This is a genomic window from Chlorogloeopsis sp. ULAP02, assembly GCF_038404745.2.
GTDB lineage: Bacteria > Cyanobacteriota > Cyanobacteriia > Cyanobacteriales > Nostocaceae > Chlorogloeopsis.
The window spans coordinates 111,013-137,657 of sequence record NZ_JAYKTT020000024.1 but is presented as its reverse complement, the minus strand read 5'-3'; the positions used below and the strand labels follow the sequence as shown (position 1 = coordinate 137,657).

Annotated in this window: 24 protein-coding genes; 9 read left to right on the top strand and 15 right to left on the bottom strand. The window is 39.9% G+C overall.

The window, feature by feature from the left end; translation table 11 throughout:
* Nucleotides 1–65: 65 nt before the first annotated feature.
* Together U2718_RS12650 and U2718_RS12645 are read right to left on the bottom strand one after the other, a co-directional pair.
* Complete coding sequence (locus U2718_RS12650; protein WP_341998457.1) at nucleotides 66–608, bottom strand: DUF2231 domain-containing protein; 543 nt, start codon at nucleotides 606–608, stop codon at nucleotides 66–68.
* Nucleotides 609–715: 107 nt separating this feature from the next.
* Nucleotides 716–1,456 carry a DUF2993 domain-containing protein gene (locus tag U2718_RS12645; RefSeq protein WP_341998455.1) on the bottom strand — a complete coding sequence of 247 codons (741 nt, stop codon included), beginning with the start codon at nucleotides 1,454–1,456 and terminating at the stop codon, nucleotides 716–718.
* A gap of 275 nt (nucleotides 1,457–1,731) precedes the next feature.
* Here U2718_RS12645 and U2718_RS12640 point away from each other — a divergent pair, with 275 nt between their 5' ends.
* On the top strand, nucleotides 1,732–2,784 hold the full coding sequence (locus tag U2718_RS12640) for a hemerythrin domain-containing protein (RefSeq protein ID WP_341998453.1): 1,053 nt from the start codon (nucleotides 1,732–1,734) through the stop codon (nucleotides 2,782–2,784).
* 225 nt (nucleotides 2,785–3,009) lie between these two features.
* On the opposite strand, the gene U2718_RS12635 is transcribed toward U2718_RS12640, so the two are convergent.
* The 4 genes from U2718_RS12635 to U2718_RS12620 form a co-directional block, all read right to left on the bottom strand.
* Entirely contained in the window at nucleotides 3,010–3,669 is a 660-nt protein-coding gene (locus U2718_RS12635; protein ID WP_341998451.1) for a class I SAM-dependent methyltransferase, read from the bottom strand.
* Between the two features lie 259 nt (nucleotides 3,670–3,928).
* Nucleotides 3,929–5,110 (bottom strand): M20 family metallopeptidase, encoded by a 1,182-nt coding sequence (locus U2718_RS12630; protein ID WP_341998449.1) that lies wholly within the window; start codon nucleotides 5,108–5,110, stop codon nucleotides 3,929–3,931.
* 511 nt (nucleotides 5,111–5,621) lie between these two features.
* Nucleotides 5,622–7,373, bottom strand: coding sequence for a serine/threonine-protein kinase (locus U2718_RS12625; RefSeq protein WP_341998447.1), 1,752 nt, complete (start codon nucleotides 7,371–7,373; stop codon nucleotides 5,622–5,624).
* 162 nt (nucleotides 7,374–7,535) lie between these two features.
* Entirely contained in the window at nucleotides 7,536–9,140 is a 1,605-nt protein-coding gene (locus U2718_RS12620) for a peptide ligase PGM1-related protein (protein WP_341998445.1), read from the bottom strand.
* A gap of 729 nt (nucleotides 9,141–9,869) precedes the next feature.
* On the opposite strand from U2718_RS12620, the gene U2718_RS12615 reads away from it, so the two are divergent.
* On the top strand, nucleotides 9,870–10,730 hold the full coding sequence (locus U2718_RS12615) for an SDR family oxidoreductase (protein WP_341998443.1): 861 nt from the start codon (nucleotides 9,870–9,872) through the stop codon (nucleotides 10,728–10,730).
* Nucleotides 10,731–10,934: 204 nt separating this feature from the next.
* Complete coding sequence (locus tag U2718_RS12610; protein ID WP_341998441.1) at nucleotides 10,935–11,192, top strand: hypothetical protein; 258 nt, start codon at nucleotides 10,935–10,937, stop codon at nucleotides 11,190–11,192.
* Between the two features lie 21 nt (nucleotides 11,193–11,213).
* On the opposite strand, the gene U2718_RS12605 is transcribed toward U2718_RS12610, so the two are convergent.
* Nucleotides 11,214–12,851 (bottom strand): N,N-dimethylformamidase beta subunit family domain-containing protein, encoded by a 1,638-nt coding sequence (locus U2718_RS12605; protein ID WP_341998439.1) that lies wholly within the window; start codon nucleotides 12,849–12,851, stop codon nucleotides 11,214–11,216.
* Nucleotides 12,852–12,973: 122 nt separating this feature from the next.
* Complete coding sequence (gene mgtE / locus U2718_RS12600) at nucleotides 12,974–14,377, bottom strand: magnesium transporter (RefSeq protein ID WP_341998438.1); 1,404 nt, start codon at nucleotides 14,375–14,377, stop codon at nucleotides 12,974–12,976.
* Nucleotides 14,378–15,456: 1,079 nt separating this feature from the next.
* Here mgtE and U2718_RS12595 point away from each other — a divergent pair.
* Nucleotides 15,457–16,035 carry a DUF3611 family protein gene (locus U2718_RS12595; RefSeq protein WP_341998437.1) on the top strand — a complete coding sequence of 193 codons (579 nt, stop codon included), beginning with the start codon at nucleotides 15,457–15,459 and terminating at the stop codon, nucleotides 16,033–16,035.
* Nucleotides 16,036–16,170: 135 nt separating this feature from the next.
* Here U2718_RS12595 and U2718_RS12590 read toward each other — a convergent pair whose 3' ends face one another.
* The 4 genes from U2718_RS12590 to U2718_RS12575 all read right to left on the bottom strand — a co-directional run bounded on the left by U2718_RS12590 (nucleotide 16,171) and on the right by U2718_RS12575 (nucleotide 20,521).
* Nucleotides 16,171–17,718 carry a mercuric reductase gene (locus U2718_RS12590; protein WP_341998436.1) on the bottom strand — a complete coding sequence of 516 codons (1,548 nt, stop codon included), beginning with the start codon at nucleotides 17,716–17,718 and terminating at the stop codon, nucleotides 16,171–16,173.
* 179 nt (nucleotides 17,719–17,897) lie between these two features.
* The gene (locus U2718_RS12585) at nucleotides 17,898–18,668 is read right to left on the bottom strand and encodes a TVP38/TMEM64 family protein (protein WP_341998435.1); all 771 of its coding nucleotides are present in this window, start codon (nucleotides 18,666–18,668) and stop codon (nucleotides 17,898–17,900) included.
* Between the two features lie 112 nt (nucleotides 18,669–18,780).
* Nucleotides 18,781–19,518 (bottom strand): TVP38/TMEM64 family protein, encoded by a 738-nt coding sequence (locus U2718_RS12580; RefSeq protein ID WP_341998434.1) that lies wholly within the window; start codon nucleotides 19,516–19,518, stop codon nucleotides 18,781–18,783.
* A 271-nt stretch (nucleotides 19,519–19,789) separates the two neighbouring features.
* The gene (locus U2718_RS12575; RefSeq protein ID WP_341998433.1) at nucleotides 19,790–20,521 is read right to left on the bottom strand and encodes a TIGR04283 family arsenosugar biosynthesis glycosyltransferase; all 732 of its coding nucleotides are present in this window, start codon (nucleotides 20,519–20,521) and stop codon (nucleotides 19,790–19,792) included.
* Nucleotides 20,522–20,919: 398 nt separating this feature from the next.
* Between U2718_RS12575 and ttcA the strand changes: the two genes are divergently transcribed.
* Both ttcA and U2718_RS12565 read left to right on the top strand, forming a co-directional pair.
* Complete coding sequence (gene ttcA / locus U2718_RS12570; RefSeq protein ID WP_341998432.1) at nucleotides 20,920–21,729, top strand: tRNA 2-thiocytidine(32) synthetase TtcA; 810 nt, start codon at nucleotides 20,920–20,922, stop codon at nucleotides 21,727–21,729.
* A 49-nt stretch (nucleotides 21,730–21,778) separates the two neighbouring features.
* Complete coding sequence (locus U2718_RS12565; protein ID WP_341998431.1) at nucleotides 21,779–22,276, top strand: pentapeptide repeat-containing protein; 498 nt, start codon at nucleotides 21,779–21,781, stop codon at nucleotides 22,274–22,276.
* 32 nt (nucleotides 22,277–22,308) lie between these two features.
* On the opposite strand, the gene U2718_RS12560 is transcribed toward U2718_RS12565, so the two are convergent.
* Nucleotides 22,309–23,139, bottom strand: coding sequence for a redoxin domain-containing protein (locus U2718_RS12560; protein WP_341998429.1), 831 nt, complete (start codon nucleotides 23,137–23,139; stop codon nucleotides 22,309–22,311).
* A 342-nt stretch (nucleotides 23,140–23,481) separates the two neighbouring features.
* Between U2718_RS12560 and U2718_RS12555 the strand changes: the two genes are divergently transcribed.
* On the top strand, nucleotides 23,482–24,555 hold the full coding sequence (locus tag U2718_RS12555; protein WP_341998427.1) for a DUF262 domain-containing protein: 1,074 nt from the start codon (nucleotides 23,482–23,484) through the stop codon (nucleotides 24,553–24,555).
* The gene (locus U2718_RS12550) at nucleotides 24,552–25,244 is read left to right on the top strand and encodes an MAE_28990/MAE_18760 family HEPN-like nuclease (RefSeq protein ID WP_016876921.1); all 693 of its coding nucleotides are present in this window, start codon (nucleotides 24,552–24,554) and stop codon (nucleotides 25,242–25,244) included. Before U2718_RS12555 ends, U2718_RS12550 begins: the two co-directional genes overlap by 4 nt.
* A gap of 108 nt (nucleotides 25,245–25,352) precedes the next feature.
* Here the strand turns inward: U2718_RS12550 and U2718_RS12545 are convergent, their stop codons facing one another.
* Both U2718_RS12545 and U2718_RS12540 read right to left on the bottom strand, forming a co-directional pair.
* On the bottom strand, nucleotides 25,353–25,670 hold the full coding sequence (locus tag U2718_RS12545; protein ID WP_016876922.1) for a DNA-binding protein: 318 nt from the start codon (nucleotides 25,668–25,670) through the stop codon (nucleotides 25,353–25,355).
* Nucleotides 25,642–25,986 (bottom strand): type II toxin-antitoxin system RelE/ParE family toxin, encoded by a 345-nt coding sequence (locus U2718_RS12540; protein ID WP_341998423.1) that lies wholly within the window; start codon nucleotides 25,984–25,986, stop codon nucleotides 25,642–25,644. The genes U2718_RS12545 and U2718_RS12540 overlap by 29 nt, the downstream gene beginning before the upstream one ends.
* Nucleotides 25,987–26,140: 154 nt before the next feature.
* Between U2718_RS12540 and U2718_RS12535 the strand changes: the two genes are divergently transcribed.
* The gene (locus U2718_RS12535; RefSeq protein WP_341998421.1) at nucleotides 26,141–26,578 is read left to right on the top strand and encodes a hypothetical protein; all 438 of its coding nucleotides are present in this window, start codon (nucleotides 26,141–26,143) and stop codon (nucleotides 26,576–26,578) included.
* Nucleotides 26,579–26,645 lie beyond the last annotated feature (67 nt).

The following is a 26,645-nucleotide window of genomic DNA, read 5'->3' as shown; positions in this document are numbered from 1 at the left end:
AGTAGGGAGATAAAAAGAATCCTTATTCCTATTCCCTGTTCCCTATCCCCTATCTCGAATGATCGCTATGGTTGCTCTGGGTTGCCGTTGCCAATCACAGAAATTTTATGTCTATAAACTAATTCACCACCATACCAACCAGAAACGCCAAGAAGCGAAGCTACAATGACTGAAATTACAAGTCCCCAAGGTAATATGGGCATAACTGGATTATTCCAGCGTAATACCAAGTTAATAATTGTCAGTACCAAAGCACTTACATTCAATATTAGGTGCGCCCAGCCAGCTGTGCGTTTGCGAACTCGCCCTATTCTCAAAAAGTCGAGAATACCGGTTAGGGCTGCTGCAATTCCGCCTACCAATCCACCGAGTATCAGCCAATAAGAGGCTCTTGCCCAGAAAGTGTCATCAGTCAGCCAGAAAGCGACATCAGTTAACAGCGCTCCAACAAGAAATGCAATTGGGAATTGAACAAGAATAGGGTGGATAGGATGCCCTGCGATCGCAACAGTGCTAGGTACACCAGTATCACGAAATTCTCTATCGTCACTTTCTAAAAAAGCAGGAATATTGGGATAAGGGGTTGTATTTCTTTCTTGAGTTTCCATAATTTCTTTATACTCCGAGTAATAACAGACTTAAAAAGTTTCTCCGTAATTTGGTGTAAGTAACTGCACCAAAGTAGAAGGGTTTGCACATTTTAGGGATTCATAAATTAAGCCGAAGGAATTTGCTCAACATCAGCTTCGGCTTGCAGTATGATTTTGCCTACTTCCACCTCTAAATTTTTAACCCGTAGACTCATGCCTTCTAAATCGAAGTTTCTCAAATCCAAAATTTCGCTAGTAGCATCCACTAAAGCTTTTGTCAGTTCTGGTGATGCTTCCTGATTTTCACCATATTCAACATTTTCTAAAGTCACTGTTTGTCCGCTTTCATTAACACGGGGTATTGCTGAAAAGGCGACTTTTTCAGTTTGTTGACTTTCTTTTAAAAGTAAAGTAGCGTTCAATGCTACTTTCTCTTCTCCAGGTAAGCGAAATTCCACATTTTGAGGGACAAATGTTGTTAATTTGCCATTTACATGAATTTTCTGAGTTTGCAGTTGCGAGCGAACATACTCGGAGTTGAAAGCACGGTTGATATCTGCTTCGGTTAAGACAACCCGTGCCTTACCTTGGGTAGGTTTGGTTAATTCAATTTTGCCAAAAGCTGCACTCAGAGGATTGATAGCAACGCTATCAATATCCATATCTAGTTCCTCTATACGCAAATCTTGCTGCATTACCAAACCATCACCTTCTATAGAGACTCCCTCTACCTGCCCCTGAACTAAATTTAAAGGTTCAGCTTTGATGTTTACATCTAAATTTTCTACTTCATCTAATTGGCTAGATAACCCTACTTCTGCGGCTTTATTTAGCGCCTGCTCTCCTAGCCCAGGATTTTCTGACATTATGATAGGAGCTCCTCTCTTTAAATATCCTGAAGTCAATCTAGAAAAGCAAAAATAAAAATTTATCTACCCGGCGATGGAGTGTCGTTTTAGCAGTTATCTACCTAAAAGTATAAATGCGATTCGCTTGTAAAAATTATCCTGAAAATTGAAATTTTTATATCCTTGGTTTCAGGGTTATCGCTCAAAAGAAAGATGGAGCGATGTGAAGTAATATGTCACTCTGAAATTGTCTAAAACACAAACAATTTAAGTTTGTTAGAGGAGAACTCAAGATGGTAACAACTTTAGATGATACTAAGCGTACTGCTATTGCCAAAAAGTTGGCAGATATGAAAGAAATTCAAAAATTGTTGATTGCAAATGAACAACAATTTTTGAAAGAAGTTTCTGATAATGAAATTCGCGATCGCATCCAGAAAATGCTCGATGATGACAATAAGAATATGGGCATTCTGGAAACTGTGAATGTGCAGTACGGAATTCAAGCCGAGCCTGACAAAACCGTTTCAGAGATGGTTAAAAAAGTTCAGCAATTGATGCAAGGCTCTGAATTGAATTTATACGAAAAAGTATTTCAGCATGAATTGCTCAAGCACCAACAAGTAATGTCTGGCTTAACAATTCATAAGGCAGCTCAAAAAGTTGGTGCCGATGTAATGATGGCAATTGGGCCTTTAAATACTGTAAACTTTGAAAATCGCGCTCACCAAGAGCAACTCAAAGGTATTTTAGAGGTTTTGGGTGTTCGTGAGTTGACTGGACAAGAAGCAGATCAAGGTATCTGGGGACGCGTGCAAGACGCAATGGCAGCATTGAGCGGTGTATTCGGTAGTGCTGTTACCCAAAGCTCTGATAAGAGTGATATGAATATTCAGGATGTTATCCGCCTGGATCATAATAAGGTAAATACCTTGTTTACTGAACTGTTGGCAAGCAACGATCCACAAAAGATCCAAGAATACTTCGGTCAAATTTACAAGGATCTAACTGCTCACGCTGAAGCTGAAGAAGAAGTTGTCTACCCAAGAGTACGTCCTTTCTACGGTGAAGGTGATACTCAAGAGTTGTATGATGAGCAAGCTGAAATGAAGCGGATGCTAGATGAAATTAAGGCCATTGATCCTTCTTCATCTCAGTTCAAAGATAAAGTTAGACAGCTAATGGATGCTGTGGGCGATCATATTCGTCAAGAAGAAAGCACAATGTTCGCTGCTATTCGTAATAACCTAAGCAGTGAACAAAGCGAGCAACTGGCTACCCAATTCAAAGCTGCAAAACAAAAAATTCAAGAAAAACTGGGTAAACAGGGTGCGGCATCTAAGTAATATGGCTTTGTTTTCTTAATAGCAAAGTAATCGCAGCCAAGAAAGGTAAAAGGTGAAAATGTTTTGCCTTTTTCCTCACCTACTGAGTTTTAATATCCGAATGTGATTTTAGTACTTAATAACACTTGCTGGGTTTTTATGACTCCCGACACTAGTCGATACTAGGTGTCGGGATTTTTGTCTAATTGCAAGCACGAGAGTGGCAAAAATTCTTATTATCTGTGCTTACGAACTCACAGGTTTAATGTAAAAGTTAAATCTGTGTCCATATTGAAAGCGATCATCCTCGACTGTATATTCTGTAGCTGCAAGAGGAGGAAAAATATATGGTTTAAATCTCTTTAAATTCTCACATTCTTCAATCACAGGAAAAGGTTTAAACTCAGGCTTATCATTCCAACCAAACACTAAAACTCCACCGGGGCGTAAACATTTAAAACACTGCCAAAAAGATTCTTCTGTATCCTCCTTAGTATTGATACCAAATCCAAAGACACCATTGTAAAAGATGAGATCAAAATAATTATTTTCAACATAATTGCTTAGATTTTGGAGTGCGTCTATAATGTGATGTTTTTTTGACCCATATTTGGCTTTACGCGAATCAATTTCTATTGTCCAGTACTCTTTATTTTTAAAGTATTTTCCGTATGGTTTTGTGAACCATTCACAACCTACAAAAAGAATTTTATTGAATTCACTACAAGCAACAAAGTAAGGGATAATGTTATCTTCAAGTATCACTCGATCTGGATGATTTAAATGAAAATCTAATCCGCGTAATCTTCGAGTTGCCATCTCATGTAGAAGACTTTGCATTCGCCAAACAATGCGTTCTGGTAAGATAACTTTGACTGCATCTTTTAATTTAGTTATTACACTCATGCTCACATCCTCGATCCTTTAAAAGTATTGGATATGAAAAAACCTTTTGTTTTTATTTTTTAAGTACAGTCCTAGTAGGAAAAGTTATAAATTTTTAGCTTGTATGTTCTATGTTACGAAAATCATTAGTAAATCTCATGATAATTTACCTAACTTAACTCATGGTTAAAAACCCGCTAAAAAGAGAATCAATACAGCTTTTTCTCTTAAGTACGAGTTAAAAAGAATATACTTTAGATTAAAGGTTTATAGACAATAGTTAGTTTACCTGCCAATATTTAAAAGCCGCATATGCCATAGTCACAACTCCGGTAATGATGGCAGATTCATCAACTTCAAATTGAGGATGATGTAAAGGGTAATTAATGACTCTATCTGGGAAACCTACACCCAAGCGAAACATAGAACCGGGAGCTTTTTCTAAATAAACAGAAAAATCTTCAGCACCAAGAGAAGGTTCGGGTAATACTTGCACGCGATCGCTTCCCCAAGCTTCTTCTGCTCCTGATTGCAACAACTGTGTTAAAAGGTAATCATTTTGAACGCTAGGTACACCTTGGCGATAATTCACTTGGTATTTCGCACCGTAAGAATCGCAGACACTAGCGACAATTTTTTCGATCCAGTTTGGTAAATTAGCACGAGTTTCGGGATGGAGCGATCGCACAGTGCCTAACAACTGTACTCGATCAGCAATTACATTCGGCGCTCTGCCTCCACTAATCTGCCCGATGCTCAACACTACGGGGCGCAAAGGATTCTGCGTTCGACTAATTGCTTGTTGCACAGTAGTAACTACTTGCGCGGCAATCCAAATTGCATCAATTGCCTCATGGGGACGAGCACCATGTCCCGATTCTCCAAGGATAATAATTTCTAGATCGTCGGCTGCTGCTGTTAAGGCTCCGTAACGCACACCAATTGAACCAGCAGGAATGGAGGGAAAAACATGAACACCCAATACCCCACTTACTTTCTCCATTGCTCCATCTGACACCATCCAGTTGGCACCTTGAGCAATTTCTTCTGCTGGCTGAAATAAAAAGCGTATTTTTCCAGGTAACTCCTCTGCAATTTGAGCTAGTACCATTGCCGTTCCTAAACCCACTGTGGTATGAACATCATGCCCGCAAGCGTGCATCAAACCTTGAACACGAGAAGCAAACTCTAAACCAGTGCGTTCTTGAATTGGCAAAGCATCCATATCAGTACGAATTGCCAAGATGCGATCGTCTCTACCAGTACCTTGCAATTCTCCGATTACACCAGTTTTACCCACTCCCTCTCGTACATGAAGCCCGTTAGAAGATAAAACACCAGCAACAAAGGCGGCTGTTTGGTACTCCTGCCCGCTGAGTTCTGGGTGAGAATGGATATGACGGCGAATTTCTATTAAGCGGGGAGCGAGGGTTTTTGCTAAATCTTTAATATAGGTAAGCATTTTTCAATCCAATCGCGCACTTTTTTAATGATAAAGAAATGTTAAGGTATGGATCGCTCCGAATCCATGATAGTGGATCGTTCTTCCCCGTTGTTGAAAGTAAGTTACGTTCCACTAGCATAATCAGACTCATCAAAAAATTAGTCAGTATAAATAAGTGATGAAGAAACTGTAAAAATAATGTAACTTGTTATTTGAAAACCAGTCAAAATTACATAAAGCTTTTATAGTGAAAATATTAAAATTTTATAAATAAATTCCACAATCATAAAGAAAAATTTGCCGAGACCAGTCACTACAAAAGTGAATTAGGGGCTATTTAGATTTGGAATAGTTAAGTATGAAGTCGTAATAAAGAAACTGTAAAAGTACGGTATACACCAGTATTTTAGCTAGTCAAAATTAACAGTAGTTTCTAGAATAGATTCATCGAAAACGAATTATACTGAAAACTCTATAGACAACCAATTATAATATCCCCCAAACCAAGGAATAGCGGTAAGGGGGATATTTATTTACGCCAGCCCAACAAGCGCAAACCTGGTACAACCAAGTAATAACTCACTCCCAGCCAGAAGCTAATAAAAATACCAATCAGACCAAAAAGGGCTATTTTCAGCCACAACTCTTCCCAATTATTAGTAGGGCGAAATAAGTCGAACAAACTTGATGAAAGCCTTAAACTCATCAAAAGTGCAAATGGAATGGCAGTGCCAAAAGCGGCAATAATAGCATGAACTATTTGATGGCTGCGAAGACCTAATCCTAAAGTAAACAGGGAAACAGCAGCTAAAATCAATCCTACCAAACCCTCACCATTATCTTTGGGTGTAAATAATTGCAAAATAAACCAACCAAAGCTGTAGCTGATTATACCCATAAGTGATGCGACTAAAAACCGCCGTCTTTGTCCATAACCTCCCGCTATTGTCAATCCCCATGCAGTTCCGAAGCCAGCGCCCGCAAATATCAAAATCTCTGAACCCAGTACAGGTTGATTATTTGCCAGTAATACAGTTAGTTGCTTAGATAGAACTTCGCCAACTTCTGCTCCCCAGGTTGTCCGATATGCAAAGAAATAGCCAATAATTGTACCAATACCAGCACCGATACAAGTCAAAAGCATTGACCAAATCGTATCTAAGCAGGCTCTAATCAACTGAAAGATTGCCTGAAATATAAAAACTATAATTTTTCTGACAAGATTAGTAGAACTAGTAAATGCTTGTTGAAGAGTTTTTTCTAGTTCTAAGAAAAATGTCGAAATCTGAGCTGGTGCAGTGGTGCGTACAGGAGGAGTAATGTGACGGCTAGTTTGTCTGACATTGCTGGAAAATGCATCAGAAATTTGTGCCAAACGTTTTTGAAGAATGGCTGTATTTGCTGGACGCGATCGCGCGTCCTCCCTTACCATATCATCGAGCAAGTCTGCAAACAGTGGATTAATATTGACTTGCCTACGCCAACTAAATTCTCCGGTGAGCGGATCTTCTAAATCTGCTGGATGTTTGCCCGTCAATAATTCAATCATCGTCCGACCGAGGGCATAAAAATCAGCAGCAGGCCCAATATTCACACCAGCAATTTGTTCTGGAGGGCTGTAGCCAGTGGAAAATAATTTTGTAGATCGCGATTCTGAACCAATATTTGTCTTTTCAAATTGTTTTGCCCCGCCAAAATCGATTAGCACCAACTGCTCCCCTGCCAATGGTGAAGGATTGCGCAACATTAAGTTAGAAGGTTTGATGTCACGATGAATGATATTGCGTTGATGTAAGTGCTGTAAGATGTCTGTGGCTTGGGTTAACCAATTAAACACTAGTTCTTGGGGACACCCTTGAGGATAGTAGTGTTGTAAAATATTTTCCAACGTCTGCCCGTCAATTTTTTCCATGACTAAACAAGGCAGGTTGAGTTGTCCTTGAGAATCTGACCAATAGCGCTGAAAATAACCATCACTATCGATTTTGGGAACACCCGGATGTCTTAGACAACTTAAAACAGCTGCTTCTTGAGCAAATAATTCTAGGGCTTTTGGTGAATCTTCCACCAATACCTTCAGCACCTTTTCGGTTTGCGTTTTTTGATCCCAAACAGTATAAATTTGGGCAAAACCTCCCGATCCTAAACGCGCCGTAGGCACATAGCGGTCTATCAGCTCTAAGGGCGCACCACAGCTGTTGCAAAATTTGTTTCCCCAAGGTTGGGGATAAGGACGTAGGCAGTTTGGATTTATGCAGTGAACCGCGCTCTTGTTAGACACAACCGCTAATACACAAATGAGGATCGGGGATTGGGGATTGGGGATTGGTTAGTAGGTAGTAGTTGGTTATTAACCACTAACCACTGTACGGGCGGGTTTAGAAGATAAATTCTTGATTTTATCTCAAACTTAATCATAAAACTCGCCCCTACTAACCACTAACTAACAACTAAATCCATCCCAGGTAGTAGGAAAAGTGTATTCTGAGAAACTGGAGAAATTGTTATTATTGCCGCTAGTTTCTTCATCTAAAACTTTGACGACTTTATTATAAATCTCTTCTGCTTGTTGGGGAGAATCGCCGATGCTGGTTAATCCCAACTTGCCAAATTGAGAAAGACAACCCATCAAATGGAATATTGTTCCTGTTTCGGTGCCGGTGTCAAAGTGGAGCCGATGTTGGGCAATTATGTCCATTAAGTCGTTGGGTAGAAGCCCTTGATAGCGGTCTTTGTGCAGGTTGTCGGTGGCGATATAATATTTGGGACGCCCCTGCTGAGAGTAAAATAAGCCTGTGGAAAGGTCATAGCGCCCGTTAGTTAATAATTTTAGGGTCATAAAGGGATGAGTGGTGCCACCTTTGCGCAGATTGATTTCTATTGCTTGAAAATCCCACTCTCCATTTCCTTGATCAACGGCGATAAAATCTACTCCAAATCTTTCTAATGCGCCTTTTTCGGCTAGTTTTCTGCCAACTTTCAATCCTAATTGTTGTAATTGCATCCGATAGGTTTTGTCAGCAGGAAAACGACAGCCAAGATAAATTTGTCCATCTGGCCCTCCGAGAATTTGGTCGTGGGTGGAGAGGATTTCTACTTCGCCTAAAGGTGTGATCCGTCCTTGTACACTGGGCGATCGCTTAATTTCTCCTTCCACAAATGCTTCAACAATTGCTCCTAGCTCTGTGATGCGTTGTGAAAAGTTCTCCCAAGTTTCTTGTTTAGCCTGAAAACGTAGTTTGGGGAAACAATCGCTAATCGCTGCTACCCTTTGAGCATGAGAACCACCATCAGGTGCAAGTTCAGCAATTGGTCTTAAATCTAAAAGCGCGTTACCTTCTCCGGAAATGCCTTCATTGAGCTTTACCACCATTCTTTTTAAGGTTGGTTGGCGCTCCCATAACTCGGCAGCGGCTTGTGCTAAATCATCTACACTCCACACCCTCTGGCTGCCATCTGGATGTGGCACTCCACTTTCTGCAAAGATTTCTCTACTGCCACTTTTAGTTCCCCAAATTTGCAATTTTGGATCGGCAGCATACAGGGGGACGCCTAATTTTAAAGATAATTCTGATTCTAAAGGCGTCGTATTGTAGCATATCATAAATGATTTGTCTAGTCTTAAAGCTTGACGAATACGATTGAGTAAGCGGGGGCGTTCTAATATTTTCTGACTCAAGGGTTTGAGAGAAGAATCGTAAGTAGACAGAAGCAGTAAGCGATTGCGAGCATGAGAAAAGGGAATTCCTGGCAACAGTTGTAAATAATAATCGATGATGCTGGGATGAAGTGGTACAGAAGTGACATAAATCAGCCTGTTGCGTGGGTTCCACAAGCGAATCAAGGAAAATAAAAGGCGTTCTTCATAGTGTTCGTACCCTTCTACTTTTTTGAGTTCTCGCTGATCGATGCTAAGGGAAGGAACAACTAAAATATCAACGTCGCTATTTGTCGGGCCTTCAATATTTTGCCAGCGATCGCGCAACGTTGACTGAAGAAGTCGAAAAGGGTCAGTTTCTTTCCCGTCAGAAATGTTCACAATTTGCATAGCACTACCCCAGCTTTACTCTCTAAGTAAATTTTATTAATCTCAGATATATCTCAATAAATAATTAGATGTTGACGAGATGCAACACTTCTATAACTTAATATTTTGCAAATTCTTAATCACTACTCCTCACTCAGAGATAAGCTATTTGTCTATACTTAAGTCTTATGTCTTTAAAGTTACTTTTAACTTTCCAAAGATATCAGAACACTCATAATTATAAAGTGAGTTTTATTGCCAATATAATACTGAGTAGAACAGAGATTTAATCAAGTAAATTACTTCTTAAGATTGACATAACTTATATTGTTTTACAACTTAAGGCTGATAAATCCCAGTAAAATCGGAGCTATTTTGTAAAAAGATGGAAAGGAAAAATCCTTCATCGCGGTAGAGTTGTGTTGTAATGTTCCCTTGTCATATAGAGCGTGCTTAGGTGTGGGGAGCACTTCTGTTAGGGAGTACTTTTGCTTTGATGGCAACTGGTACACACAACCTTCATTTGGGGCTAAAAATCTAACTCAAAAACGGCAGTCGGGTGCGAACGCAAAGTTAAACCTTGGATTGAATTTTCGATCCAAGGTTTAGTTTTGAAAATGTAATTGGTTAGTAGTTCTAACTACTGCACGGGCGGGTTTAGAAGATAAATTGTCGGTTTTAATCTTTCATAGAATCAACGAAACCACTAACTAATAACTATTTTGTCAATTTTCAGGAAATCACTAACATATGCCAGAAGAACAAACACTACAACCTCCACAGCAGCAGGCACAGCAACCGGGTATTGAATCAGAAATGACGCCAAAACCCAAAGCTGAAGATTCACAGTATCAGGGAAGTGGCAAGTTAAAGGATAAAGTAGCACTAATAACTGGTGGAGATAGTGGTATTGGTCGTGCTGTAGCGATCGCTTTTGCTAAAGAAGGGGCTGATGTAGCTATCTTATACCTTAATGAACACGATGATGCTAAAGAAACTAAGCATTTAGTAGAAGCACAAGGGCGACGTGCAGTAACCATAGCTGGTGATATTGGCGATGAAACCTTTTGTCAGCAGGCGGTGCAACAAACAGTCGATGAGTTTGGTAAACTCGATATTCTTGTTAATAATGCTGCCGAACAACACCCACAAAAAAGTATCGAAGATATTAGTAAAGAGCAATTAGAGCGGACTTTTCGTACTAATATTTTCTCAATGTTTTTCTTAACAAAAGCAGCGATGAAGCACCTCAAAGAAGGTAGCGCCATCATTAACACCACTTCAGTCACAGCTTATAAAGGTAGCCCACAACTACTTGACTACTCCTCCACAAAAGGAGCGATCGTTGCCTTTACTCGTTCCCTATCAGAAAGTTTAGTAGAAAAGGGAATTCGTGTGAATGCCGTCGCACCCGGCCCAATTTGGACTCCTTTAATACCCGCTACTTTTCCAGAAGATAAAGTTGCAAATTTTGGTAAACAAGTGCCAATGCAACGAGCAGGACAACCAGAAGAAATTGCACCCAGTTATGTGTTTTTAGCATCAGATGATGCTTCTTACATTTCTGGACAGGTATTACATCCGAATGGTGGTGTCGTAGTTAACGGTTAGAAGCAAAAAGACACGGAGACGCGGGGATAAAAAGACACGGAGAAAGATTTTCCCCTTGCCCTCTTCCTAGTCCCCAGTCCCCAGTCTCCAAAAATCTACCCTTATGGCTGGTTTTCTTTTAATTTTTACCTTTCATTAGGTGGATGAGTATAAATTGGATAGTTGATACTCTAACAGGGAAACCTAAGAGTTATAAAAGCGAATATGTCATCTCAAACACCATTACAAGGCAGAGAACTAGTAGATTGTGCAAGAGCAAATGCCAAGCAGGGAATTGAAACTGCTGCTCACCAATGTGGTTATGGTAATGATTTGAATACTTTTGCACGAGAATTGCGTAAAGCATGCGAACAAATGAATTTACAGGTAAAGGAACTCAGTGAGCTGATCACTGATCAGGATATGATCCTGAATTTGGGTACTGGTGAAATCATTGCCCCAGATACAACATCAGAATTATAAAGAATAAAAAGCATTTCTATATTATTTTCCTAACATTTTGGCTAATACATTGCCCGTTATGACTTGGGCATCATTATTTAAAACAGAGGGACGTAACTTTGGCACATTGTAATCATCTAGTCCCCAACTCCACTGTATTGAGCCGGTTGCAAATACTGTTGCACCAGAGTTTGTAGTGTAAACTGTTATATCTGCATATCGAATACGGCGTCCGTAACGATAGGGCGAATGGGCAACACGAATTGTATTGACAGGAGCATTACCAAACATCCGATCAACTTCATAGCCTAAAAGTCCTACTAAGCGTATTTCTTTTTTAGACTCTCGATTATTTGATCGCAACAATGCCTGATCATTGCTTGGTTTTAATTGTGTATTTGCAAGCAACCAATCTGGTGCTGTTTGCTTGAAAACTATATCAGCATTTACCTGAAATGTCTCATACATAACTCCAATCAAGGCATCTTCTGGGAAATTTACAGGTTTTCTTCGCCAAAGCGTCGTTATCAAATAATCGTTTGTTGGATCTGTGTCTCTAGCATAGGGATCTAAAGCAACATTTTCTTTGTAAGCTACGATGGTGCGGTTAATACCTGGGGCGATTCGACTAGGTTCAAAGCGAATTTGCCAATAACAGGTATTAGCAGAAAAAAAGCCAAGACTAACACCAGCATCTCTAGCCGCTTCAATATTTTGCCGCATTTGCCACGACCAATACTCATCATGCCCGACAGAAAGAAATGCTTTGTGCAGTAACAGCATAGGTTTGCCAGTATATGGATCTAGATGATTTTCGTGGGTATCAATGTCGGTGCTATAAGTGACATCGTAGCCCTCTCGTTCTAGCCATCGCAGCATATTGTATTCCCATCCAGCACTAGAAGTTCGTCGTTTTGGTTGAAAATTGGTGAGAAATTCTCCAGCACCTACTCCATAGGCGGCAGCGCGATTAGGGCTGATGGTATAAGGACGATTAAAAGAAACTTTAGATGCTTGTTTGCCACGACTGTTCCAGCGATAAAGGGACATTCCACCCCAATTGTTATATGCCTGATAAGTAGTAACGCTCGATTGAAAGAGGATGTCAGAAGAGCGGCTGTCATCGCGGACAACAAAAATAATGTAACTTTGCTTGCCACTAATACTAGCAGTTAGTTTTGCTAAATAAATACCGCTAGCCCAAATTGTGGGATCGTTTTGGGAAGAAGGAATTTTTAATACGTATGGATCTAGCCAATCACATTCTATTAACCCTGTTGCCTGATCTACCATTGGTGGTGGTTGTTTGACTGCTTTGCGTGCGATCGCAGGTGCCATTTGTCGCCCTCCTGCGCCTCTATACCACCCCATCCGGAAAATTTCTATAGTGTAGCTTGGCTCTTTTGTGTTGACAAAAAACTTGATTTTTTCACCGCGATTAACACTTGTAAGCGAAGCATAACCTTCTATTTCTCTTCGGGTAGCTGGATTAGTTAGCTGCCAATTAGTTGTACCGGGTTTAATATTTTCAACAATTATAGGATTACTTTGCTGAATTTTAGGTATTTTAATATCTATAGCTTGGTTACTACTAGAGAAATTAATTAGAGTTAAGACTAGAATTAATAGTGCGGGTAATAGCACTTTGATGGCAATGCTTACTAAATTTTTAAATAACATTTAACCACATTCTTTTTTAACTCAAATTTTAAAACTTATAGTTGTGATTTTTGTCTGTGACTGAAAATTAAATTAGAGATTTCTTGACAGAAATAACGAAGCAAATTTCTATGATTACGAACTTATATTCTTAATATTACTCGCGCTAAATTAAAGTAAATTAAAACACCTACAACATCCACTGCTGTAGTAATAAAAGGCGCTGACATTAATGCCGGATCTAAGCGCAGTAAGCGGAATAAAAACGGTAGAGCGGAACCAGAAACAGAAGCTAAAACAGAAATCGCTACGAGACTAACGCCAACTGCTAAGGCTACTTCTAAATTCTTTTGTAGAAAGAAAGCCCATACAGTTGCGATTAAGCCTAACATTACTCCTAACAAAGCTCCAGCCACAGCTTCTCTACCAATGACGTGTAATGGGCCACCCAAAGCGCGGATTTCTTCAGTATTCATACCACGAATCACGACTGTGGAAGATTGAGCACCAACATTACCACCTGTACCGACTAGCAAGGGGATAAAAGCTGCCAACACTACCACTTTTTCTAAAATATCCTCTTGCGACTTAATAATTGTTCCCGTCACAGTATTAGTAATAAGTAAGACAAGTAACCAGACAACCCGCTTGCGAGCAACTGTAAATAAATCTGATTCAAAATAGCCGTCACCACCTGATTGAACACCACCACCTACAGCATAAATATCCTCAGTGGTTTCCTCTTGGATAATATCAATTACATCATCGACTGTAACAATTCCCACTAAACGCTGTTCTCGATCCACCACAGGCACAGCAAGAAAATCATATCTTTGAATTAATCTTGCTACTGTTTCTTGGTCTGTATCCGTGTGAACAAACACCACATCACGAGTCATGATATCGCCAATTGTCTGTTCCGGTTGAGATGTTACCAATTCACGTAAAGATACAATTCCAGTCAAACGCCTAGCTGCATCTGTAACGTAGAGATAGTAAATCATTTCACTGGCATTAGCCACGCGACGAATTCGCTCTAGAGTTTCAGCGACTGTAAAATTTTCTTTTAAAGAAATTAACTCCGGCGTCATGATTCTTCCGGCTGTGCCAGCTTCATAACCCAAAAGTTGAGCTGTGGCTGTTCTTTCGGCTGGGCTTAGTTGTTCTAGAAGACGATTGACGACTTTGGCTGGTAATTCATCAAATAACCTGGCGCGATCATCCGGTGACATTTGATCGACTATATCGCGGACTTCCTGACTTCTGAGTTCCTCAATCAGTCGTTCTTGAATGCTGTAGTCAAGATATTCATAAACCTCGATCGCTTCATCTTTAGAAAGCAAGCGAAAAGCTATTGCGTGCATTGCTTCTGGCAAACCTTCTATCGCCTCGGCAATATCCACAGGCTGTACAGGCACCAAAATGGCTTTTGCTCCCCGTAAATCTCCGGCTTCTAATAAACTTTGCAATTGCGCTCGCACTAAATCTCGCAATTCCCTGCGTGAGAAATCTTGGAGAGTAGAGGTTGTATTATTTGGTGTTTGCATAACATACTAACCAGGGTGATGCGAAAGTGTAAGTAAAAGGCAGATGGCAGAGGGCAGAAGTCGCTGCGCGCAAGAGCGCAGGTAGGGAAGAAAGTTTTTTATATGTTCTGGTGTATACAGTTCATGGTGGTTACTTGATAATTTGCTCAAAAACTATAGAACAGAAGTAATTCTGTATTATTGCTGATCAGGGATTGAAGTTTAATAAGGTTACTGCCCCTAGTCTAGAGGAAAGCAGGATTGTGAGAGGATAGGCTAAGGCTATTAGTAGCATTTAGTATCAAATTTTTCTCTTTTTTAGATTCAGTAGATTCAATTTGAATATTTTCAGGTTTAACAAACAGCGTCAATCCCTGTGTCTCATCCAAGCCTAAATATTTCTATAAACTTTAAGTTATATATTCACATTGAAGAAGTCTATTGACTTGTCAACCAGGCTTTGATGATCAGCAATCAAGCTAAAATACTGATTAATGTACCTCTAATACTCGTGATCGAGTTTCAAATACTCGTCAATGAAGTTCTGAGATTCGTTTATCAAGCTCAAATACTCGTCAACAAGGTTCTAATACTGATTCATCAAGCTCAAATACTCGTCAATGAAGTTCTGAGACTCGTTCATCAAGCTCAAATACTCGTCCTTGAAGTTCTGAGACTCGTTCATCAAGCTCAAATACTCGTCAACAAGGTTCTAATACTGATTCATCAAGCTTAAACACTCGTTAGTCATTATTTAACTATTTCCTAGCACTCTAAGACAAATCCTGCAATTTACAATGGTTGCACCAAGAATTTGCTTTAAAGAACTTCCAGTTAAAAAATTTCCAATTTGTAGGGTGCATTAGGACGATAGTCCGTAACGCACGATCAACCCTCGAATCATAGTGGGTTACCCACTCTATATTTATTGAGTAATTTATTTTTTAGTAATCCTTAATCCCTGTTTATGGAGGATTTTGATAAAGTCTTTTCAAATCAGCGATCGCTACGTATAAATTCATCTACAAAAAGACAGCCCATACAGAAGCTATCACAGGCTGTAATGGTGACAATTGTCTATAGTGGATGAGGATAAATGTATGTTAAACAAGTTAGACTTACGCTCTTCCTTACCAACCGTTCAGGAAATCGCTACGAATTTTCGCCTAGCAGGTTGGATTAATTTTGGTGTACAACTAGGACTGCTGGTAGTTTCAGGATTAATTGTATTGTTTGCGATCGCCGATCCCAATTTCAACCTCAAGGCTCAAGATGCCATGTCTGGGTTGGGTTTATTTTGTGGATTAGGTGGACTTTTGGTACTTGGATTAAGCCTTTATTGGGATTGGAACTACATTCGTATTGGCAAAGATTTACAGAACCCAAATCCGGCATTACACCCCAAAAAAGCAGATGTGATTAGTCTTCTTTGGCGGGGATTGGCTCTAAATGCTGCTGGTATGATATTGACTTTATTCGGTGTTGAGGTAATTGTTGGGACTCTGGTAGCAAAATCGCTGACTCAAGTACAAGGGATGGCTATTTATAACGCAAGTCAATTGATTGAGCCACTCGATATGTTTGTAGTGCAGGCAAATATTAATACAATCGTGGCTCAATTTGTGGGAATTATATCTTCGGCTTGGCTAATTAGTCGTATTAGCTATCATCACCATTAGGTTAATGACTCATATTTTATTGTTGAAGTATACGTAGTGGCGTGACAAGACTCATTGAGTGCATAAATATAAATCTTGTGGTGTGGTGGTCGTGTCAGTCCAATAGTCCACTACAATTTTCAGAAATAGTTATTATTAAGACAACTTTGTTAGCAGTCCTAAAAAGCGTTTGGTTTTTGGTGTCAACAAAGTTCGACGATAGGCATCTGCGGCTTTTTTAATACCTTCTGCTTGAGTAGGATAAGGATGAATAACGCTGCTAAGTTTACTTAAACCTATCTTGTTAACAATTGCCGTGGTAACCTCCGAAATCATCTCACCCGCATGACGAGCAACAATCGTCGCACCCAAGATTTCATCCGATCCTTTTTTATGGAGGATTTTGACAAAACCTTCCTCTTCACCATCAGCGATCGCGCGATCGACAGCACTAAAATTAATCTTGATTGTATTAACTTCAATACCTTTTTGCTGGGCTTGATGTTCGTACATCCCTACATGGGCAATTTCTGGATCGGTATACGTTACCCAAGGCATTACTAAAGTACTAAGTTTATATCGTCCCAAACCGAAAGGAGAAAACAGTGTATTTTTAATCACAATTCGCGCTGCCGCATCAGCAGCATGGGTAAATTTCCAATCCATACAGATGTCGCCAGCAGCAAAAATCTTAGGGTTTGTGGTTTGCAAGTAATCATTCACCCTTACACCCTTGCGTCGATCGTACTCCACCCCAACAGCTTCTAAATTCAAACCTTCTACATTTGGCACGCGCCCCGCACCCGCTAAAATTTCATCTACTGTGACTGAATCTTCTTTACCATTGCAGCTAAAGTAAAGCGTCTTGCCATCGCTAGTTTTTTCTACTCGCTGCATTTGACAATTGAGTACCAAGCGAATTTTTTCTTTGAGAAAGACATTTTGGAGAATTTGGGCAGCATCAGCATCCTCTTTATTGAGAATATGAGAACCGCGATGAAAAACTATTACCTCACAACCCAAACGCCGGAAAGCTTGCGCCAACTCGCAACCTATCGCTCCCCCGCCAATCACTGCTAAACGTTGTGGGCGTTGGATGAGGGAAAAAACTGTTTCATTTGTAAGATAACCAGCTTCTTCAATTCCTGGGATAGAAAGACGCGCTGCCCTAGCGCCAGTAGCAATTACAGCTTTTTTAAAGTTAAGAGTCTTGTCGCCAACTTCTACAATATTACTACCTGCAAACTTAGCGCTCCCCAAAAAAACATCTACACCTAGCTTTTGAAAACGTTCCGCTGAATCGTGATGGCTAATACCAGCTCGAAGTCGCCGCATCCGCTCCATCACAGCAGGAAAATCCACGTCAACGAATTGGGAAACATTAACTCCTAAGTTTTTAGCACTCCAGATTTCGCCGATCACCCGCGAAGATCTGATTACGCACTTTGACGGCACACAACCAACATTTAAGCAATCTCCACCCATGAGGTGCTTTTCTATTAGTGCTACCTTCAAACCCAAACCCAAACCCACAGCACCCGCCGCCACTACCAATCCTGCTGTACCAGCACCAATTACCACTAAGTCATAACAATCAGCAGGTGTAGGATTAACCCAGTTTGGTGGGTGTACGTAAGAAACCAGTTTCTGGTTATACTCATCTACTGGGCGGACAATCACTCTCTGAAATTCAGAATTTGACATTAGTGGCTCCCTGGTTGTTAGTAGATAGTAGGTAGATAGATAGTAGTTAGTAGGTAGTAGTTAGTAGGTAGTAGTTAATTTTTACTTGTTAACCACTAACCACTATCCACTGTACGGACGGGTTTGGAAGATAAATTGTCGGTTTTAACCGTTCATATAATCAACAAAACCACTACCCACTAACCATGAACTTCTTGTTCTAGAGCTTTGCGAGCAACACGAGTAACATAAATCGTTACGGCAACTGTTGCAATAAAACCAAGAATCCGAATTGCCCATTGCACAGTGGGGTTGGTTGGTTGAGTCTCTGTACCAATCATGGCTAAATTCCCAGCGAGGGAACCAATATAAACATACATGATTGTTCCAGGGATCATGCCTACAGAACCAATAAAGTAGTCTTTGAGTGAAACACCTGTGATTCCAAAGGCATAGTTTAATAAATTGAAAGGAAATACAGGAGATAGTCGTGTTAACAGAACAATTTTGAATCCTTCTGTGCCGACAGCGCGATCAATAGCGGCAAATTTTTTGTGATCTGCGATTTTCTTAGCAACCCATCCTCTTGCCAAATAGCGCCCGACAAGAAAAGCGGCGGTAGCGCCTAAAGTTGCACCAATGAAAACATAAACAGAACCCCAAACCACACCAAACACAACGCCAGCACCCAAGGTAAGAATTGAGCCTGGTAAGAAAGCAACAGTAGCGATTATGTAAAGAGCGATGAAAGCGATCGCTCCTACTGCACCCAAACTTTCAATCCACTGTAGAGCGTTTCGCAACCATTCTTGAGGATTAAATCCTTGTGTATTGGCAGATTGCTGTGCTAAAGCAGGATCTGCATTCAACAAGAAAGTAATAGCAAATGCAAGTAATGTCAAGAAACTCAATTTTAAAATATTCGGCAATTTTTGGAAAGGAAATTGATATTTGATGAGTTGATTTTTCATGACTTGTAGTTATGGAAAAATTTAATTAATAATTTACTTTTAAGAAATGATAACTATATAAAATAACCACAGAGGCGCAGAGAACCCAGAAGAAGAAACACAGAGACAGATATTAGTCTGTTTCTTCTACAACTGCCACACTTTCTTTTAAAGCTTTCTGAGCTATTCTTGTTATGTATAGGGTGAGGGCAATAGTGGCAATTAATCCGATCGCCTGCATTATCCATTGCCCAATTTGAGTTCGTGGTGTAGTTGGCTGAAGAGGCGTATTAATCATTGCTAGGTTACCAGCAACAGAACCAACATAAACGTACATTAAAGTACCCGGAACCATGCCAATGGAACCCAAGATATAGTCTTTGAGCGAAACCTTTGTAATTCCGAATGCATAATTTAACAAGTTAAACGGAAAGAGAGGAGACAGACGCGTCAAAAATACAATTTTGAACCCTTCCTTCGCAACAGCCCGATCAATGGCTTTGAATTTCGGATGTTTATCAAGCTGTTGGCACACCCAATCTCGTGATATGTAGCGCCCAACTAAAAATGCAAAAGTGGCTCCTAAAGTTGCGGCAATTAACACGTATACAGATCCCCAAACTAAACCAAACAGGCAACCTCCTTTCAACGTTAGTAGAGAGCCAGGTATAAAAAGTAATGTAGCTAGATTATAGATAACGATAAAGGCGATCGGTGCTAAGGTATCTAGACTTTGAACCCACAAGATAGATGTCTGCAAAATTCCCTGAAGATTAAATTGTTTAGCACAAATCACCAGGGCGGCAACCACAAAGAATAAGAGTACAAGTTTAAGCTTGGGTGTGAGAAGATGTTTGTGTTTTTGGTGCATGGGATTAGGGACTAGAGACTAGGGACTAAGGGCTAGGAGACAAGAAAGCACCAGGGGCAGGGAACACCAGGAGAACAACCAACCACTAACTACTAACCACTGTACAGGCGGGTTTAGAAGATAAATTATCAGTTTGAACGGCAAAATTATCCATAAAACCCGCACGGCAGTCGCTACAACCGGGGGAACCCCCAAGGGCGCGCTGCCTCCCTACTAACAAATGACAAATGACTATCTGAGGTTAAGATACTCTGCTTAAATTAAAAGCAGCTTAAAATTCCTTTAGTTTTTCTAGTTTTTCCCGACGATACCAGCGACGAATTCTCTCAGGAGAAACTCCAAGAAAATAAGCAACAATCACTATTTGATTCATCAAAGTTGTTTGCCAAACCCCTTTTTGTAACCAACGACGGGCTGAAGTAATCACTGGAACTGGAACAAGTGCTATTTTACCCAAAGTTCTTAAACGTCGTATTAATTCAAAGTCTTCCATAATAGGTAATTCAGGAAAACCACCAATATAGAGAAAAATTTCCTTAGTTAAAAAAAATGCTTGATCACCGTAGGGCATTTGCCAAAAACGCGATCGCACATTCACGCCCCATTCCACCAACCGTAAACTCAACAATTCTGCATCAATCCGCAAAGCAAAGGCACCCGCTACAACTCCAGGTTTTTCCAGCGCTTTACGAATCATGACATCGAAATCAAAAGGTAAACGGGTATCGGCATGGAGAAATAACAAAATCTCTCCGCCTGCCACTGAAGCTCCTGCGTTCATTTGACAAGCACGCCCAAGATTAGATTTTATAACTTTTGCGCCCAAAGACTCGGCAATTGCTAATGTGTTATCTTGTGAACCACCATCCACCACAATCGTTTCTAAATCTGTACTTGGTTGGATACTGGCTAATGTAGCTTTAATATTTTCCGCTTCATTGAGAGTTGGAATAATAATGGAAATTTTAGCTGTATTGAGATTGCAACTCGTAATTGCTGACAACGGATGTATTTCTCCTGATTTTAGCTTGGTTTACAAAAATTGAATCAGCTGCTCACAAACTATTTTTCTGTAAGTGTGTGAGCGACAATCGTAGCATCTAAAATTCCCCATACAAATCTATATAAGTCGGATAAATATTCTTTCTCATCGTTTATCCACACTTTACAAGAGGGTAAATATGATTAAGAGAAGTTATTTGCCTAGTGGCATCACACCCCAACTTAATGACAAATCTCTAAGAAAAAACTCTGCGTTACTTTGCGCTAACTTTGCGCCCCTCTGCGTTTAAAAACGCTATTTAACTTAGCACTGTTTAGTTGATATATTAACACTGTATATTTATCGAGTGTAATCACCTGATTAAACACTAAAAAAATCAAAAAATAGGGAGACATTAGATGCAATCAACGGAGGTTCTTGACTCAAAAACCTTCAAAAAGTTAGAGACAAATCTGCGTAGCCTAGTAGGGAAGGCAATCCACGATTACAAAATGATTGAGGATGGCGATCGCATTATGGTTTGCCTCTCCGGCGGTAAAGATTCCTACACCATGCTCGACTTATTACTAACTCTCCAACGAAAAGCCCCCGTAAAATTTGATATTCTGGCTGTGAACTTGGATCAGAAACAGCCAGGCTTTCCAGCACAAGTACTGCCAGAATACTTAAAAACTTTGCGTGTGCCTTACCGGATTGTAGAAGAAGATACTTACAGCATTGTTAAAAGTATCATCCCCGAAGGCAAGACAATGTGCAGTTTATGTTCGCGCTTGCGCCGTGGCATTCTCTATCGTATAGCAAATGAAGAAGGTGCAACTAAAATTGCTCTTGGTCATCATCGAGATGATATTGTAGGAACTCTGTTTTTGAATATGTTTTATGCAGGCACGCTCAAAGCCATGCCACCTAAGCTCAAAAGCGATGACGGACAAAACGTAATTATTCGCCCACTTGCCTATTGCTCAGAAAACGATATTGAGCATTATGCCGAAATGCGACAGTTTCCTATTATTCCCTGCAATCTTTGCGGCTCTCAGGAAAACTTGCAGCGATCGCAAATCAAGCAAATGCTACAGGCTTGGGAAAAGGAAAATCCAGGCAGAATTGATAGTCTGTTTCGTAGCCTTCAGAATGTTTGTCCCTCCCATCTTGCCGATACTCAATTATTCGATTTTGCTAGCTTGACTTCTCAACAAAATACTCACTAAGTGTAATGGTGAGAGCTAGTATCAGAATTAAGGCTCGGAAATTGGGACTATGAAACGGATAATCTTAAGTGTTTTTCTGCTCGTTTGCTTGGTTAGTTGGTTGTTAACCCTGAATACTCCTCCTGCATTGGCACAGGAGAACACTGTTAATTACACACTCGCAGACTTACGAAATCGAGATTTTTCCCATCAAGATCTACACGGAACATCCTTTGCAGGTGCAGAAATGCAGAGGGCAAATTTTCAAGGGGCAAATCTTAGCGGCACGATTCTCACCAAAGGTTCATTTCTCAATGCTAATTTAACTGGCGCGAATCTCTCAGAAGCATTTGCCGATCGCGTCATTTTTAATGAAGCTGATTTAACCAACGCCATTTTTACCGATGCCCTGCTCACTAGCAGTCGCTTCTACAATGCTGCGATTACAGGGGCAGATTTTTCTAATGCCCTGCTCGATCCCTATGAAGTAAAACAGATGTGCGATCGCGCTGATGGAGTCAACCCCGTTACAGGTGTGCCAACCCGCGAAAGCTTGGGGTGTCGTTAAATTGTCGAAATCTATTGGAGCGATCGCGACAGTTAAGACATCAACTGAATATTACGCGCACTCAAACCAAACTTACCTTTGACTACCTCAAATTTCACAGCTGTACCAGGTTTAATCGTGCGATATCCTTCACCAGGTATAGCAGTAAAGTTGAAAAACACATCATCACCCTTTTGTGTGGTGATGAAACCATTACCCGTTTGCAAATCAAAATCACGAACTACACCTTGCTCTACAGGCAGCCCATTTGCACCCAAAGGTGGTACACCATTTGCCCATTCTTGCTGGGGAATGCGAATTTGTCGTACCTCTGGAGTGTTGTAAGCTTCGTAGCGGTAATTCGATAAAGTTTCCATAATGGCACGTAAATCACGCCTGAGTTCTTCAACTGTTGGTCTTCCCACAAAAAACCAACCGTTATATATTTTGTAAATACTCAAGTCAGGTTTTAGCACAAAAGTATAAGGTTGGGCGCGATTAGCATACTCGCCTTCCGTCTGATCGAGAATGTTGATTTGTTTAATAATTTCCCGTTTTTCATCTGATAAAAAAGTCCATTGTGCTCCCAAGCCAGCGCGAAAAGCAGCTTGAACAATAGGCGGATCTGCACTCACACAAACTAAGTGGCAATAGTTCACCCTCAATTCGTCTTGGAATTGGATAAACTCTCGCATTTGCTGTTGATCGCGCGGGCAAAAAAAGCCTCGATAAAATACCAAAATCAATGGGTAACCATCGAGGAATCCCAAATGTTGATCTAGTAAACTGGGTTTTGTAAATTGGGATAGTTGCGTTAGTTCATTGCGATAATTTGGCAGTGTAAAGTCGGGGAATTTTTCACCGATTTGTAGATTAGTTGTCATGAGGATATTTTGTCAGTCAGCTTACAAGTTATTAAGCCATGCCAAGATGAGATTTGACTGAGAGACAACTGGGAATTGATTAGTTGATGTTGAGAGGTTGCTGTGAGGGGAAATGTTTTCTTTAAAGTCGGAGAGAAGCCAGTTATTTTTACATTCTGCATTGCATCTTACTTTGCTAGCTATTATCTAGCTACTTTATTAGCAAATGTGTAGTGGAATAATTGCTCTAAAAGGAAGGGCAATGTATTTTACATTAACTGCAATATATAAATAGTTAAACCCTAGCTTCCTTGTGTACACTCCTCACCTAAGCTGTGAAACATACTACTCCAGGTAAGAAATATGCCGCCCAAGCTAGAAATAACGGATGAAATGCGAGAAGCTGCGGAAGCAGAGATTCGCGAGAAGCAGAAGCCTGTTGATTACGACACAAAAGAGTATCCCATCGAAATTCTCATTCAGAAGTATCAGGACGGACTAGATGACGATACAAACGAATTATTCATTCCAGATTACCAACGGGAAATAGCTTGGGATGAGGAAAGGCAATCAAAGTTTATTGAGTCTGTACTTTTAGGTTTGCCAATACCCTATATTTTCGTTGCTGATGTCCGTGAGGAAGCACGTTTAGAAATAATTGATGGTACACAACGCATCCGTACCTTAGCAGAATTTCTCAACGATAAACTCATTTTAAGTGGATTAAAGAAATTAGAGAAACTAAATGGCTTCATTTTCACTGACTTGCCACTAGCCCGTCAAAGACGCTTCAAAAGAACTACCATTCGGATGATCCAACTTACCGAAAATGCAGATGAGGAAATACGAAGAGATATATTTGAACGCATTAATACTGGTAGCGTTGAACTGAACGAGATGGAAAAGCGCAGAGGTATAATGCGTGGCCCATTCCTTGAAATTATTGATGAACTATCGAAAAATAAAAAATTTCTTGATTTATGTTCGTTTACTAAAGTTGCTATTGATAGGCGTGAACCACAAGAATTTGTATTGCGTTTCTTTGCATTTTTAAATAATTATAACAATTTCAATGCTAACAAAGTAAATGAATTTCTTGATGAATATTTAAAGACCGCTAATGAAAATAATACTTGTGATCATGAAAAAATGCAAACTGAGTTTTTGTTAATGCTAGATTTTGTAGAACAATATTTTCCAAAAGGATTTCGCCAAGGTAAAGATTATGCTAAAACAACAACTAGAATTAAATTTGAGTCTCTTTCTGTGGGTGTAGCCCTAGCTTTAAGAGAAAAAAGGGACTTAAAACCACAAACTACAAATTGGGTAAATTCTGATGAGTTTAAGAAATTAGCTGATGGTAATGGTAGCAGTTCTAGATTGAGAGTAATTAAGCGTATTGAGTATGTACGTAGCCAACTGCTAGGGAAATTATGACAAGCACATTATTTCAGGATTTCAACTTACGTTCTAAAGAAGTCAGCAAATATTTTATTTTTCTAAAAACTCTAGAGCAAGGTACAACTAAGTTGAGTATGGAGGGCATAGATGGAAAAATCAAGATTAGAAATATTGACTCTGACTTGGAAAAAACTCTTAAGGCTAGCGGATTTTTATTACTCTATAATTTGGTTGAATCTACCATGCGAAATGCTATTGAAGCAATATTTGATGAGTTGAGCAGCCAAGGAGTGTCTTTCGATGAAGTTAGACCTGAACTTAAGAAAGTAGTACTCAAAAATCTAAAAAAATGTAACCCTGATAAAATACTTGATAATATTACAGTGATTTCACTTGATATCATTTCTGCTTGCTTTGACAAAGAAGACCTATTTTCTGGCAATATAGATGGAAGATTAGTTAAGGATATAGCAAGTCAATACGGTTTTTCATATAAGACCAATGCTATTAAGACAGAAAATGGTACTGATTTATGGACTATTAAAACTAATAGAAATGATTTAGCACATGGTATAAAGTCATTTACAGAAGTAGGAAGAGATAAAACTGCTGATGAACTATTAACAATTAAAAGTAAAGTAATTAGATATTTAAGACAAATATTGCTTAACATTGAGCTATATTTGGTTAACAAAGAATACTTAAACTATCATGATAAAGTTTAGCTGTGGGAAATAATTTTCTGCTGAATAGATAGACATAATAGTAATTCAATACGCTTGCCTACTTCTATCTCATGAAACGTGATCGCCCTCATCACCCCATCCTCAAAATTAATCTTTAGGCGCGATCGCAATCCGATATCCCAGCGCATCTAAGAATTCAATTAGAGTGTAAATTTCATTACCGCCAGTTTCCGACAGTATCTTGTCGAGTTTTTCGTAATGTTGTTTAGCTTCCTCTGAGAGGTTATCAGACAGCAAACGCGCATCAATAATATCTTTCAACGCTGAACGTAGTAGTTCAGGTTCGCGCCCTTCTTCTAATTCCAACATAACTCCGATATATGCAGCAGCATGTTCGGGATCTTTGAGAGAAGAAATTAAATAATCATGGTAGCTACTACTGGTAGGCGTTTTCACTTCTTTCATAATCTCTCCAATATTTTTTAGCTGTAACAATGTCTTGCTCTTGCGTACTTTTATCTCCGCCACAGAGTAGAAGTATTATCGTTGTCCCTATCTGCCCAAAATACACACGATAACCACAACCATAATCAATTCTCAGTTCAAAAACTCCTTCTCCAACTGAGCGATAATCTCCAAGATTACCTAACTCAACTCGTTCAAGCCTTCTCTCTATTTTAACCCTGGCTCTCATATCTCTAAGAGAATCAAGCCATTCTGCAAAAGGGTTTTTTCCATCTGCTTTCTGATAGTTCCGGATCTCCCTTGGTTGTGCTACCACTCTTTGACGATAAATGCTTCATAGCATTATTTACTTGAAAGCGATCGCCCTCATCACTCCACCCATCCCCAAAATTTAATAGTTCTTATTGCTACTCCCGACGCTGAAACCCTTAAAATCAATTCCGTAGAGTACGAGTTCTTCAAAGCTCAATATGAAACTTATCTGGAAGGGGTGCAGCATAGTTTTGCCGGTGTTAGCAACAGTAGCTTTTACTACTCCTGCCCTCGCAGAAATTGTAAATATTAACCTGCTGCAACTCAATGACATCTACGAAATCACTCCTGTAGAGGGGGGAACTCGCGGCGGTTTGGCACGTGTTGCTACCTTACGCAAACAACTTTATCAGGCAAATTCCCGCACCTATACTTTTTTAGCTGGAGATGCCTTTAGCCCCTCGGCTTTAGGTACTGCCAAAATTAACGGTATACCCCTAGCAGGGCAGCAAATGGTAGCAGTTATGAATGCTTTGGGGTTTGACTACGCGACTTTTGGCAATCATGAGTTTGATTTGCCCGAAAACCTATTCTACGAACGATTAAAAGTTCTACGAACGATTAAAAGAATCTCGCTTTCGCTGGTTTTCTGGTAATGTCTCAGACAGTAAGGGGCAGCCTTTTAAAGGTGTTCCCCGCTCGATAGTCTTTAATGTCAAAGGC

Excerpts from the sequence above, each read along its gene's own strand:
- U2718_RS12610 (WP_341998441.1), top strand. The coding sequence starts at position 10,935 with ATGTCATCTCAAACACCATTACAAGGCAGAGAACTAGTAGATTGTGCA.
- U2718_RS12545 (WP_016876922.1), bottom strand. The coding sequence starts at position 25,670 with ATGAAAGAAGTGAAAACGCCTACCAGTAGTAGCTACCATGATTATTTA.
- U2718_RS12555 (WP_341998427.1), top strand. The coding sequence starts at position 23,482 with ATGCCGCCCAAGCTAGAAATAACGGATGAAATGCGAGAAGCTGCGGAA.
- U2718_RS12560 (WP_341998429.1), bottom strand. The coding sequence starts at position 23,139 with ATGACAACTAATCTACAAATCGGTGAAAAATTCCCCGACTTTACACTG.
- mgtE (WP_341998438.1), bottom strand. The coding sequence starts at position 14,377 with ATGCAAACACCAAATAATACAACCTCTACTCTCCAAGATTTCTCACGC.
- U2718_RS12650 (WP_341998457.1), bottom strand. The coding sequence starts at position 608 with ATGGAAACTCAAGAAAGAAATACAACCCCTTATCCCAATATTCCTGCT.
- U2718_RS12565 (WP_341998431.1), top strand. The coding sequence starts at position 21,779 with ATGAAACGGATAATCTTAAGTGTTTTTCTGCTCGTTTGCTTGGTTAGT.
- U2718_RS12605 (WP_341998439.1), bottom strand. The coding sequence starts at position 12,851 with ATGTTATTTAAAAATTTAGTAAGCATTGCCATCAAAGTGCTATTACCC.
- U2718_RS12580 (WP_341998434.1), bottom strand. The coding sequence starts at position 19,518 with ATGCACCAAAAACACAAACATCTTCTCACACCCAAGCTTAAACTTGTA.
- U2718_RS12620 (WP_341998445.1), bottom strand. The coding sequence starts at position 9,140 with ATGCAAATTGTGAACATTTCTGACGGGAAAGAAACTGACCCTTTTCGA.
- U2718_RS12645 (WP_341998455.1), bottom strand. The coding sequence starts at position 1,456 with ATGTCAGAAAATCCTGGGCTAGGAGAGCAGGCGCTAAATAAAGCCGCA.
- ttcA (WP_341998432.1), top strand. The coding sequence starts at position 20,920 with ATGCAATCAACGGAGGTTCTTGACTCAAAAACCTTCAAAAAGTTAGAG.
- U2718_RS12595 (WP_341998437.1), top strand. The coding sequence starts at position 15,457 with ATGTTAAACAAGTTAGACTTACGCTCTTCCTTACCAACCGTTCAGGAA.
- U2718_RS12640 (WP_341998453.1), top strand. The coding sequence starts at position 1,732 with ATGGTAACAACTTTAGATGATACTAAGCGTACTGCTATTGCCAAAAAG.
- U2718_RS12615 (WP_341998443.1), top strand. The coding sequence starts at position 9,870 with ATGCCAGAAGAACAAACACTACAACCTCCACAGCAGCAGGCACAGCAA.
- U2718_RS12590 (WP_341998436.1), bottom strand. The coding sequence starts at position 17,718 with ATGTCAAATTCTGAATTTCAGAGAGTGATTGTCCGCCCAGTAGATGAG.
- U2718_RS12585 (WP_341998435.1), bottom strand. The coding sequence starts at position 18,668 with ATGAAAAATCAACTCATCAAATATCAATTTCCTTTCCAAAAATTGCCG.
- U2718_RS12550 (WP_016876921.1), top strand. The coding sequence starts at position 24,552 with ATGACAAGCACATTATTTCAGGATTTCAACTTACGTTCTAAAGAAGTC.
- U2718_RS12630 (WP_341998449.1), bottom strand. The coding sequence starts at position 5,110 with ATGCTTACCTATATTAAAGATTTAGCAAAAACCCTCGCTCCCCGCTTA.
- U2718_RS12535 (WP_341998421.1), top strand. The coding sequence starts at position 26,141 with ATGAAACTTATCTGGAAGGGGTGCAGCATAGTTTTGCCGGTGTTAGCA.
- U2718_RS12635 (WP_341998451.1), bottom strand. The coding sequence starts at position 3,669 with ATGAGTGTAATAACTAAATTAAAAGATGCAGTCAAAGTTATCTTACCA.